The organism is Planomonospora alba, from assembly GCF_039534085.1.
Lineage (GTDB): Bacteria > Actinomycetota > Actinomycetes > Streptosporangiales > Streptosporangiaceae > Planomonospora_B > Planomonospora_B alba.
This window is the reverse complement of record NZ_BAAAUT010000013.1, coordinates 90,075-101,959: the sequence shown is the minus strand read 5'-3', so window position 1 is coordinate 101,959 and position 11,885 is coordinate 90,075. Positions and strand designations below refer to the sequence as shown.

General features: G+C 75.9%; 10 protein-coding genes. All 10 read right to left on the bottom strand.

Features of this window, described 5'->3' with window-relative positions; all coding sequences use genetic code 11:
- Positions 1-97 precede the first annotated feature (97 nt).
- A complete protein-coding gene (locus tag ABD823_RS10260) occupies positions 98-2,953 on the bottom strand; it encodes a CDP-glycerol glycerophosphotransferase family protein (RefSeq protein WP_344858212.1) in 2,856 nt (951 codons plus the stop codon).
- A 134-nt stretch (positions 2,954-3,087) separates the two neighbouring features.
- The gene (locus ABD823_RS10255) at positions 3,088-3,438 is read right to left on the bottom strand and encodes an MGMT family protein (RefSeq protein WP_344858210.1); all 351 of its coding nucleotides are present in this window, start codon (positions 3,436-3,438) and stop codon (positions 3,088-3,090) included.
- Positions 3,426-3,794 (bottom strand): hypothetical protein, encoded by a 369-nt coding sequence (locus ABD823_RS10250; protein WP_344858209.1) that lies wholly within the window; start codon positions 3,792-3,794, stop codon positions 3,426-3,428. The genes ABD823_RS10255 and ABD823_RS10250 overlap by 13 nt, the downstream gene beginning before the upstream one ends.
- Positions 3,795-4,001: 207 nt before the next feature.
- Positions 4,002-5,189: a S8 family serine peptidase gene (locus tag ABD823_RS10245; protein WP_344858207.1), complete on the bottom strand. Its 1,188-nt coding sequence runs from the start codon at positions 5,187-5,189 to the stop codon at positions 4,002-4,004.
- Positions 5,183-6,028, bottom strand: coding sequence for a hypothetical protein (locus tag ABD823_RS10240; RefSeq protein ID WP_344858205.1), 846 nt, complete (start codon positions 6,026-6,028; stop codon positions 5,183-5,185). The genes ABD823_RS10245 and ABD823_RS10240 overlap by 7 nt, the downstream gene beginning before the upstream one ends.
- A 330-nt stretch (positions 6,029-6,358) precedes the next feature.
- Entirely contained in the window at positions 6,359-7,603 is a 1,245-nt protein-coding gene (locus tag ABD823_RS10235; protein WP_344858203.1) for a S8 family serine peptidase, read from the bottom strand.
- A complete protein-coding gene (locus ABD823_RS10230) occupies positions 7,597-8,328 on the bottom strand; it encodes a hypothetical protein (RefSeq protein WP_344858201.1) in 732 nt (243 codons plus the stop codon). The genes ABD823_RS10235 and ABD823_RS10230 overlap by 7 nt, the downstream gene beginning before the upstream one ends.
- 202 nt (positions 8,329-8,530) lie before the next feature.
- Positions 8,531-9,712 (bottom strand): adenylyltransferase/sulfurtransferase MoeZ, encoded by a 1,182-nt coding sequence (gene moeZ / locus ABD823_RS10225; RefSeq protein WP_344858274.1) that lies wholly within the window; start codon positions 9,710-9,712, stop codon positions 8,531-8,533.
- 87 nt (positions 9,713-9,799) lie between these two features.
- A complete protein-coding gene (locus ABD823_RS10220; protein WP_344858199.1) occupies positions 9,800-10,723 on the bottom strand; it encodes an alpha/beta fold hydrolase in 924 nt (307 codons plus the stop codon).
- Between the two features lie 216 nt (positions 10,724-10,939).
- Positions 10,940-11,767: a non-homologous end joining protein Ku gene (gene ku / locus ABD823_RS10215; RefSeq protein ID WP_344858197.1), complete on the bottom strand. Its 828-nt coding sequence runs from the start codon at positions 11,765-11,767 to the stop codon at positions 10,940-10,942.
- Between the last annotated feature and the right edge of the window lie 118 nt (positions 11,768-11,885).

The following is an 11,885-nucleotide window of genomic DNA, read 5'->3' as shown; positions in this document are numbered from 1 at the left end:
TCAGGCCGGACCCCGCGGATCCACGCCGGGTTTCCACAGAGGCCGCCGGGCCCGCGCCCCGGACGTTCAGGGGGCGCGGGCCCGGCGGAAGGCTCGCTCAGGAGACGAAGACGTGGTCGACCAGCCTCGCGGTGGCCTTGCCGTCGTCGCGCGGCGCGTAGGTGAGCCTGAAACGCTCCCGGCGCTCGGCGTGCTCGGCGGCCACCGCGTCGATGTCCCGGAGCGCCTCGACCACCTCGGCCCCGGTGGACAGCAGCGGTCCGGGGGCCTCGGCCGCCAGGTCGAGGTAGAGGCCGCGCTTGGCCGAGTAGCGCGACAGGTCGTAGGTGAACAGGAGCACCGGCCGGCCGGTCGCGGCGAAGTCGAACATGGCGGACGAGTAATCCGTGATCAACACGTCGGCGACCAGCAGCAGGTCGGCCATATCAGGGTATGTGGTGACATCCAGTGCCAGGTCCCTCGGCACGTTGGGCGCCGCCTGCATCGAGTGGAACCTGACCAGGAAGCGGTGGCCGGGACCCATCGCCCGCCGGGCCTTCTCCAGGTCGAACCGGATGGAGTTGCTCTTGCGGTCGTAGTCGCGGAAGGTCGGCGCGTACAGCACCAGCTTGACGTCCTCGGGGACGCCCAGCCGGGCCCGCACCCGCGCCGCCAGCTCCCGCCGGTCGGGGGAGGACAGCACGTCGTTGCGCGGGAAGCCGCTCTCCAGCACCTCGCCCTGGTAGCCGAAGGCCCGGCGCAGGATCGGCGTGGCCCACGGGCTCTGCGAGACCAGCAGGTCCCAGCCGCGCACCTCGGCCGCCTGCCGGTGCCAGGCCGGCGGGCGCGGGTCGCGGGACATGTGCGGCAGGTCGTTGCCCATGCGCTTGAGCGGGCTGCCGTGCCAGGTCTGCACGACCACCTGGTCCTCGCGGGCCCGGAACCAGGGCGGCAGGAAGCCGTTGGTCACCACGTGGCGGGAGCGGGCCAGCACCTCGTAGTGCTCCCGGCTGCCCGCCCGGACCACGGTCGGCGTGATCCCCGAGCCGAAGCCGAGCTCCCGCGCCCCCGGCGGCGCGAACGCGCCGTCCTTGACCACCCAGACGTGCTCGCGGTCGTCGCCGCGCCGTACCCGCTCCTCGTAGACCGCGCGGACGTTGCCCTCGTACTGCCGGCCGTCGTAGGCGACGTAGACGGTCGCGTCGGTCAGCTCGCGGCCGCGCTGGGCCGGGTAGAAGGAGCGCTGGAGCAGGTGCAGCCCGCCCGGGCCCTTCTCGTCGTCGGGCAGGCTCTCGGCCACCACCAGCACCGGCACGTCGAACCGGGTCGAGATCAGCCGGTACTCGCGCCCGGCGACGGTGTGCGGGCTCTCGTCCAGCGCCGCCAGGGCCGCGTGGCCCATCCGGACCGGGACGATCTCCCCGGACGCCTCACGGACCGCGATGCTCCAGTTTCCGCTGCTCAGCGGGGCGGTCTCGCCGAAGCGGGGCATCGCCGCCGGGGTCAGGCGCACCCGGAAGCGGGAGCCGTCGCGCTCCAGCGCGACGGAGTGGAGCAGCCCGCTGCGGTGGCGGAGCGTCAGCTCGGCCGGGCCGCCCTCCGGACCGCCGCCCGGAGCGGGGTAGGAGCCTTCGAGGACGAGCGCGCCGCCGGGCTCCCAGACCGCGGAGGAGATGATCGGGCGGATCCGGTGCGCGGAGATGATGACGCGGTCGCGCCGGTCGCCCAGCACCGTGATCTCCCGCTCGCCGATGACGGTGCGGCTCTCCGCCGCGCGGCCGAGCATGACCGGGGCCGCCGGGTCGCCCTTCGGCTCGATCCAGAGCCGGCCGCCGTCCCGCTCGGCCAGCAGCGACTCCACGGCCAGCGGCACGACGACCTCCGTGCCGCCCTCGACCGGGGTGAACTCGGCCGCCACCCGGTGCCCGTCCAGCCTGGCCTGGCCCCGGGTGAACCGGCGGTCCGGCAGGAACACCGCCAGCTCCAGCCGCTCGCCGGCCAGCCGTACCCCGGTCAGCTCGGCCCGGGTGGGCTGCAGCACCACCTGGAAGGCGCGGTCGGACGTCCAGACCGGCCGGACCCACCAGCGGGGGCGGACCTCCAGGCCGGAGGGCCGCTCGGTGCGGCCGAGGACGGGACCGCGGAGCAGGCCGACCGCGCGGGCGCCCCGGCTCCAGATCACGATCTCGGCGCGCCAGGTGGTCGTGTCGCGTACGGTGGCCCGGCGGCGGAGCAGCCGCTTGCCGCCCCGGACGACGGCCCGCAGCGCGGCCCGCCAGCGCAGCGCCCGCGGGTCCAGCTCGGCGGTGAAGCCCGCCCAGTCGTAGTTGCAGCCCGCCTCCCGGGCTCCGTGCGTGGCCTCCGGGTGGTGGGTCCTGCGGGTGCGCAGCCGTACCGGCGGCAGCCAGCGCGGGCCGCGCAGCACGACGGTGGCGCGGTTGAAGCGGCGGCTGCGCACCGACAGCCCCGCCAGGTAGGCGTGGCCGCTGACCCGCAGCCGCCCGTCGACCCAGGAGACGTCCTCGACCTGCGTCACCGGGACGAGGTCGGCGGCACGCAGCCGGTACAGCGACTCCGGCAGCTCGTCGCGGAGCGGCAGGTCCGCGTACCAGCGCATCTTCTTGCGGATCCGCCGGGACGGCTCCGCGGCGGCCGTGACCAGCTTCTGCAGGGCCTCGCCCTCGGCCAGCTCGTCCACGCCGCGCTGCTCGATCAGGTGGAAGGCGAGCCTGCGGGCGACCGGCAGCTCGCGCTTGACGCGCGGGTCCACGCCGGCCAGGTAGGGCTTGACCGCGGTCACGAACTCCCGGCGCCGGGCGGCGCCGCGCTTGGCCGCGATGTCGAGCCGGGTGCCGAGCGGCCCGGCCAGCGCCTCGGCGTCGAACCGCCTGCGCTGCGCCGGGGTCAGCCCTTCGGCGAGCACCGCGCTCATCATCGCGTCGAGCGGTTCTCCCCGGTCGCAGAGATCCTGCACGACCCGCAGACGGTCAGCGACAGGGTCGCCGGTCGCTCGCGCGGGTGAGGCGCCGGTGGCCATGGGGAAGGCACCGCCTTTCGGGCAGACAGCTGTCCGTCCCTCGCCATGTTAGTGGGACCGGCCACACCGGGTTAACCGCCGCTTTCCGCGACTTCGCTGTCAATTTCCCCGCGCCCGTCCCAGCGGGCGAGACGCATGTCCGCGCGCGGGCCCCGCAGCGGAGTGCCCTCCTCGCGCCAGGCGGCCAGGCAGCGCTGCTCGTGGCCGGGGGGCGGGGTGCCGTCCGCGTGCACGACGCGCCACCAGGGGACGCCTCCGCCCCAGACGGACATCACCCTGCCGACCTGGCGGGGACCGCCCTCGCCGAGGTACTCCGCGACGTCGCCGTAGGACATCACCCTGCCCGGCGGGATGCGCTCGACCAGATCGAGCACCCGCTCGGCGTACGGGGAGGGCAGGCCCGGGCGCTCTAGCTGCTCCATACGGCGGGCCCGGCCGCGAGGATCTCGTCGATCCTGCCGAACTCGTGGGAGGCCGCGCCGTTCACCTGCTCGACGACGCCGTCGCGGACCGTGTAGGACTCGCCGTCCTCGCCGACCAGCTCCGCGCCGAGCAGCGCGGAGACCCGCACCAGCTGCGCCACCTGCCAGTCGGACCCGGGCGTACCGGACAGCGCGCCGTCCCAGACGGCGACGGGGTGGATCCCGTCACCGTGGCGCGCGAGCACCTCGCCCTCCTCCTGCGAACCGCGGAACTCGAACCCCGCCCGCCCCAGCACGTTCGCCAGCTCCGCGAAGGTGAGAGGCGCCGGGCGCTCCACCCGCAACTCGTACCCCATGACGGGCGACCCTAGCGAACCCGCACCGGATCACGGACGCGGAAAGGCCGACATCGGGCCCGCCGCTGCCGAACAGTGCCCGAACGGTGTCCTAAACGCGTCGAACCGGGCCGGGCGCCGCCGCTCCGCGGCTCCCCCGGCAGGACGCGGTCCCGCGTTCCGCGGCCCTCCCCCGGCGGGGCGCGCGGCGGCGGACCCGGCCCTCCCTCACCGGGGTGCGGTCCTGCGGCTCAGGACGACGACGGCCCCGGCGAAGGCGAACACGCCGCCGGCCAGCCCGGCGCCGTACAGCCAGAGGCGGAGCGGGTCGGCGCCCGGCCGGGCCGGCTCCCCGGCGGGCTCCCCCCCGCCGAAGCGGTGGTCGTCCGCCACCGGGGCCGGGCGCGCGGCGGCCGTCAGCTCGCCCGCCCTGGCCAGCGCCCGTCCGGCGTCCACCACGCCGAACCCCACGTGCTCGTCGTAACCGGCGGAGACGGAGCCCGCCGTGGAGGTCAGGGCCCGCGCGACCACGTCCGGCGTCGCCTGCGGGTGCTCCGCCTTGATGAGCGCGGCGACCCCGGCCACCAGCGCGGCGGCCGAGCTGGTGCCGTCCGACGGCTCGTACCCGCCGCCGGGCAGCGCCACCGGCACGTCCACACCCGGCGCCGCGACCATGACCGACAGGTTGTCGCTGCTGAACGGTGCGGGCCTGCCCGAGCGGTCGACCGCCCCCACGCCGATGACGCCCGGGTATCCGGCCGGGAAGCTCCAGAAGGAGGTGTCCTCGCGCGCGGCGTACGTGTCGTCGCCGTCGTTGCCCACCGCCGCGACGAGCACCACCCCCCGGTCCAGGGCATAGGAGACCGCCTCGCGCTCGCCCCGGTGCGGGCCGTAGGCACCCAGCGACATGCTGACGACGTCGGCCCCGTTGTCGGTCGCGTAGCGGATCGCGCGGGCCAGCGGGCTGTCGCTCCCGGTGCGCAGGTCGTCGTCGGTGGTGACGGGGAGGTCCTCGTCCAGCGCCAGCGGGAGCGAGAGGATCCGCGCCTCGGGCGCCGTCCCGAGCAGGCCGCCTCCGCCCCTGCCCGCCCCGGCGATGAGCGAGGCCATCGCGGTGCCGTGCCGCCGCCCGGTGGAGTCCCGCACGAACCTGTCCGACCCCAGCGCGGGTCCGGCGGTGACCCTGCCCCGCAGCTCGGCGACCTCCGCGTCCACCGCGCTGTCCACCAGGGCGACCGTGACCCCCGCGCCCTTGGTGGTCTTCCACGCCTCCTCGACGTTGAGGGCCTCCAGCACCCAGCGCTGGTCCTCGCGGACGTCCGCGGCGCCGGCCGGGGCCGCGCAGAACGCGACGAGCACCGCCAGCAGGCCCGCGACCGGCGCGCTCCGCGCCCGGAGACCCCGCCGCCTCAGCACACGTTCCCCTCGGTGCAGCGCGGCACGTCGGGCTCGGCGCCCAGCGCGTGGGCGATGCGCCCGGCCACCGCCTGGGCCGTCGGCCACAGCTCGCTGTGCGTGATCTCCTCCGGCGCGACCGCGTCGCGGGTGCGGCCGTCGGCGTAACCGGCGGTGGAGAAGACGATGTACGGCCCGACCCCGACCCAGGCGTTGCGCTGGCGCTGGGCCGCGCCGAACAGCTCGGTGGCGGTGCCCCGGAACGCCACCGGGCGCACGCCCACCCGGTCGTCGCTCGACAGCTCCCCGGTCGCCGCCACCCGCCGCTCGGCGTCCTCCATGACGGCGATCCCCACGGTGATCGCGAACGTGGAGCTCTGGTCGACGTAGGCGGCGCGCAGGAACGTGCGGCACCCGTGCTCCTCCAGGACCTCCCCGACCGCGGCGTCCGTGCCGCTCCGGCAGGTGGTCTCCGGGGCGATCCCGACCCTGCGGGCGTACAGCTGCGCCCGGCCGAGGCCGACGTACTCCAGCTCCGGCGGGAAGACCAGGCCCGCGGGCCAGGTGTGCCACCGCCGGGCGATGTCCTGCTGGACGTAGTGCGTCTTCTCCGCCTCGGTCAGCGGACGGGCCGTGGTCTCGCGGAGCAGCCCGACCAGCCCGGTCAGCGCGTCGGTCGCGGAGATCGCCAGGATCGCCCCCACCAGCAGCAGCAGGAGGCGGCGGAACCGCACGCCCTGCTCCAGTGCGGCCTCCCGGGCGGGCGCGGCCGCCACGCGGTCGCGGAACGTCCGCGGCCAGGGGCGGACCCGGCTGCGCCGCTCGGCGGCGGGACGCGCGGACGCGCGCCGGAGCCGCACGGCACCGGCCCCCGCCCCCCCGGCGCGCCGTAACCCGGAGCCGGCCGGAGGCCGGCTCCGCCGGGCAGGCGGCGGCGGGGTGTCCGGGCGCCGGTCCGGCTCCTGGGACCTGCCGGGCTGCGACATACTCCGATGCTACGTCCCCCCTTTCCGCCACCCCATCGCCGGACCGTGTTTGTGTCGTCACGGTCGGTGCCCGGAAAGGTCAGGGCGGGACCGCCGGAGACCTCCGCGGGCCTCCAGGCCGGGGGCCGAGGGGGCCGGGGGCCGAGGGGGCCGAAGGGGCCGGGGGCCGAGGGGGCCGAAGGGGCCGGGGCGAGGAGGCGGGGGTCAGGACGCGGGGACGGGCTCCTGGGCGAGCGCCGCGCCGGACGGGTCCTCCGCCCGTCCCCGCCCCGCGGCGACCGCGATCACCGCGAGGGAGGCGAGGGCCCCCAGCCCGGCTGCCCCGGCCACTCCCGCGTGGACCGCGATCCTCCGCCCGTCCCGGCGGACCACCCGCACCGGCCCGGCCGCGGCGCCCAGCGGCCGGGCGGGGTCGTGGGCGCCGTCCCCCGCGGCGGTGTGGGTGTGCCCGGAGATGCGGGCCGCCTCGGCGAGCGCCCGGGCGGCGTTGACCACCCCGAAGCCGGTGCCGGTGTCGTAGCCGCCCGCGGGCCTGCGGGTCGCGCCCGCGGTGAGGGCCTGCACGACCAGCGCGGGCGACATCTCCGGGTGCTCCGCCTTGATGAGGGCGGCCACCCCGGAGACCAGCGCCGTCGCCTGGGAGGTGCCGCGGCCGACCCAGTACGCGTCGCCGGGCCCCGCGCCGAGGACGTCCACCCCGGGCGCGGCCACCAGGACCGAGGGGTTGGCGTTGGAGAAGGAGGCCCGGCGCAGGCCCGGGCCGGTCGCCGCCACCGAGACCACGCCCGGGAACGACGCCGGGTAGGAGTAGGGCGCGTACCCGCCGGAGCCCGCCGCCCCCTCGTTGCCCGCCGCCGCGACGAGCACCGCCCCGCGGGAGACGGCGTAGCGGATCGCCGCCCGCTCCTCGGCGGTCGCCAGCTCCTTCGAGATCGACATGTTGATCACGTCGGCGCCGTGGTCCACGGCGTACCGGATGCCCCGGGCCACCACGTTCTCGTAGCGCCCGGCGGAGTTGAACTCCCGGAACCCGGGCTCCTCGTCCTCGAGGATCACCCGCACCGACAGCACCCGCGCCCGGGGGGCGACGCCGACCACCCCGTCGCGGCCGCCCGGGCCGTGCCCGTGCCCGGCGATGAGCGAGGCCATGTAGGTGCCGTGCAGCTTCGGCGGCCGCACGCCCGGCGGGTTGGCGCCGGCGGTGAAGTCCCTGCCCTCGGTCACCGAGCCCGCCAGGTCGCGGTGGCCGGCGTCCACCCCGGAGTCCAGCACGGCGACGGTCACGCCCTGCCCCTTGGAGATCCGCCAGGCCGCGGGCAGGCCCAGCGTCCGCAGCACCTCCTGCTGCCGGGCGCGGACGTCGTCGGCGCGGGCGGGGGCGGCCGGCGCGAGCCCGCAGGCCAGTACGGCGAGCACCGCCGACACTCCGGCGGCCGCCCGCCTCAGCACCGCCACTCCGGGCGGGAGCAGTCGGGCCTGGCGGGGGTGGACAGGGCGGCGAGGATCCGGTCGGCGACGTCTCCGATGAAGGCGTACAGGGTCGGCCGCGGCTGCCCGGCGGCCTTCGCGGGCCGCCCGTCGACCCGCCCGGCGGTGACCATCACCAGGTACGGCCCGCCCGTGCGCGCGGCGCCCGCCTGCCGTACCGCGGGGGTGAACCGGTCGGCGACCGTGCCCGGGAAGGCCAGTGCCCTCAGCCCCGGAGAGGGGCGCCCGCCGCCGGGCAGCGCGGCCCCGGCCGAGGCGGCGGCGGCCCGGTCGGGGAAGGCGGCGACGCCGACGGTGAACACCACGCCCTGGAGGGCGTCGAGGTAGGTGGCGCGCAGGATCCCCCGGCAGCCCGCCCGCGCCAGGGCCGCGCGCAGCCGGGCGTCCACCGCCCGGTCGCAGGAGGTCTCCGGGGAGATGCCCACCCGGCGGGCCCGCTCCGTCCCGCCCTGCTCGGCGGGGTAGGGCACGGTCTCGGGGAAGATCCTCCCGGCGGGCCAGACCCGCCAGCGGCGGGCCACCTCCACCGCGGCCGCCCGCTCCAGCTCCGCCGCGCTCGGGCCGCGGGTGAGCTCGGCGCCCGCGGCGCTGGCGGCCACCCCGGCCACGCCCGCGCAGGTGAGGGCGAGCGCGGACGCCGCGACCAGCACAGGCCACCCCCGCCTCCGACCTGGCACGTCGTTCACGCCCCCGACCTTAACCGGGCCGGGCGGATGCCTCCCCCGGTTCGGCGCAAACGCCTTCGCTCCGGCGCGCGGGGCGGGCGCGCCGGTCCCGCGGGCACGTCCCCGGAGAACGGCGACGCCCCGCGGAGCGGAGGCTCCGCGGGGCGCGCACGCCGTACGGGACCGGCCGGGCCCGCGGGCCCGGACCGGCGGCCCGGGGCGGTCAGTAGGTCGGCAGGCTCGGGTCGACCGTCTTGATCCAGCTCAGCACGCCGCCGCCCACGTGGACGGCGTCGGAGAAGCCGGCGTTCTTGACGATCGCCAGGCACTCGGCGGAGCGGGCGCCGGACTTGCAGTGCAGCACGATCTTCTTGTCCTGCGGGAGCTTCTCCAGGGCCGAGCCGTTGAGGAACTCGCCCTTGGGGATGAGCACGGCACCCGGGATGGAGACGATCTCGTACTCGTTCGGCTCGCGGACGTCGACCACGTAGATGTTCTCGCCGCGGTCCTTCCACTCCTTGAGCTCGGCCGCGGTGATGGTGGAGCCGGCCGCGGCCTCGGCCGCCTCGGCGGAGACGGCGCCGCAGAACGCCTCGTAGTCGTCCAGCAGGCTGGTGACCGTCGGGTTCTTGCCGCAGAGCACGCACTCGGGGTCCTTGCGGACCTTGACCGAGCGGTAGGTCATCTCCAGGGCGTCGTAGATCATCAGACGGCCGACCAGCGGCTCGCCGATGCCGGTGAGCAGCTTGATGGCCTCGTTGACCTGGATGGAGCCGATCGAGGCGCACAGCACGCCGAGCACGCCGCCCTCGGCGCAGGAGGGCACCATGCCGGGCGGCGGGGGCTCCGGGTAGAGGCAGCGGTAGCAGGGGCCGTGCTCGGCCCAGAAGACGCTCGCCTGGCCGTCGAAGCGGTAGATCGAGCCCCAGACGTACGGCTTGCCGAGCAGCACGGCCGCGTCGTTCACCATGTAGCGGGTGGCGAAGTTGTCGGTGCCGTCGAGGATCAGGTCGTACTGGGAGAAGATCTCCATGACGTTGTCGGTGGACAGCGCGACGTTGTGCACGACCACGTCGATGAGCGGGTTGATCTCCCGGACGGTGGCCGCGGCGCTCTCGGCCTTCAGCCGGCCGATGTCCGACTGGCCGTGGATGACCTGGCGCTGCAGGTTGGACTCGTCGACGACGTCGAAGTCGATCACGCCGAGCGTGCCGACACCCGCGGCGGCGAGATACATCAGTGCCGGGGACCCCAGTCCGCCGGCGCCCACACAGAGCACCTTGGCGTTCTTCAGGCGCTTCTGCCCGGCCATGCCCACGTCGGGGATGATGAGGTGGCGCGAGTAACGGCGCACCTCCTCGACGGTCAGCTCGGCTGCCGGCTCTACCAGCGGTGGCAACGACACGGTTCCACTCCCGTTGCAGGGGATCTCGACGAACGCGTCCGACGGCTGGCGTCGGCGCACCACTCACAACCTAGCCGGGGCCTGTGCTCATTCCCCAATCGAGACGGGCGCCGTCTCACATATCAGACGGCGGGCCTCGCGGGCCACCCTTTCCGGCACCTCCATCTGCGCGACGTGCCCGGCGTCGGGCAGCAGCACCAGGCGCACGTCCGGGAACGTGCGGCCGGCCCGGGCGGCCGTACGCGGGTTGACGAGCCGGTCGTGGCGGCCGTGGATGACCAGCGTGGGGGCCTTGACCATGGCCGCCTGCCGCCACAGACCGTCCGCGCCGCGCCGGAAGTACTCCCGGAGGTACTCGGCGACCAGGCCGCGCGCCGAGTTGATCACCGCGGCCCCGGCGTACGGCAGCGCGTCGCGGCGGCGCAGCTCCTCGGCCGCCTCGCGCAGCCGCTCCGGGTGGATCCGGCCGAGGTCGGCGTAGCACATGCCGAGCGTGGCGTTGAGCCTGCGCTCGGCCGGGAGCAGGCGGAGCCGGTCGAAGGCCCACTCGCCCAGGACGGGCACCGTGGACAGGGCCACGCGGGCCGGGCCGTACCGGGGGGTCAGGTCGGGCAGGGCCGGGGAGACGAGGGTGAGCGAGCGCACCAGGTCGGGGCGGGTGGCGGCCAGCCGTACCGAGACGGCGCCGCCGAGGGAGTTGCCGAACAGGTGCACGGGGCGGTCGGCGGTGCGCTCGATGAACTCGGCGACGGTCCGGGCGTGGGCGGCGATCGAGTAGTCGCCGTCGGGCGGCTCCGGCGAGTATCCGGCGCCGGGCAGGTCGATCGCGTGGCCGGTCACCACGTCGGACAGCTCGCCCATCAGGTCGGTCCAGTTGGTCGCCGAACCCGCCAGGCCGTGCACGTAGACCGCCGTCTCGGCCGGGCCGGACGGGGTCGAGCGCACGTGGACGCGGCGTTCTCCCAGCTCGACCATCCGGCCGGGCCAGCACGGGATCGGGCTCTGCCCCATGTCTCCTCCTGCGGTTCGCTCCCTGCGGGGACGATATCCACCGGGACGGTCCCCGGAAAACGCCGCCGTCCGGCCTGCGCCGCCGCGTCCGAGAAGGCGCGCCCCGCGACCGCGGCCGGAGGCGCGGGACCGGGGACCGTACGGGCCGCGCGGACCGGGGGACCGCGGGACCGGCTGGGACCGGCGCGGTCGGGCCCGTCGGCGGGACCGGCGCGGTCAGGCCGACCGGCGCGGCGAGGCCGACCGGCGGGATCCGCCCTCGGCGTCCCGGCCGCGCTTGGCCGCGTCCACGCTGGCCCGCAGCACGGCCATCAGGTCGGCCGAGGGACCGGCCTGCCCGACCGGGGCGGGCGGCCGGACGACCTGCCGCCCGGCCACCTTCGCCTCCACGACCTCCAGCAGCGCCTCGCGGTAGGCGTCGCGGTGCGCGGCCGGGTCGAAGTCCGCGCTCATGGTCTCGACGAGCGAGTCGGCCATCCTGGCCTCCCGCTCCCCGACCTCCGCCCCGTCCTGCAGGAACGCGTCGGGGGCCTGGCGCACCTCGTCCGGCCAGAGCAGGGTCTCCATCACGATGACCCCCTCCCTGACCCGCAGCGCCGCCAGCGACTCGCGCTGCCGCAGCGCCACCTTCGCGACCGCCACCCGCCCCGACCGCTCCAGCGCGTCGCGCAGCAGCACGTACGGCTTCACACCCGCCGGGTCGGGTTCCACGTAGTAGGACTTGGCCAGCAGGACGGGGTCGATCTGGTCGGCGGGGCTGAACTGGAGGACCTCGATCCGGTGCGCGGTCGTCAGCGGCAGCTCCTCGAAGTCCTCGTCGTCGAGCACCACCGTCTCCCCGGCCGGCAGCGGGTATCCCTTGGCCACCTCGGCGTAGGGCACGTCCTCGCCGCAGACCTCGCAGAAGCGGCGGAGCCTGATGCGCCCGCCGTCCTCCCGGTGCACCTGGTTGAAGGCGACCCCGCGCTGCTCCGTCGCGGTGTACAGCCTGATCGGGATCGTGACGAGCCCGAACGACACCGCCCCGTTCCAGATGCTCCGCATGCCGCCTCCCGCGTCCTCCCCGCCCTCCGCCGTCCGGGCGTCCCGGCCCTCCTCCGAGTTTCGCGCACATGTTCGGAAAAATCCCCAAGCGCGCGGAAACACTTACCAATGAGGCACA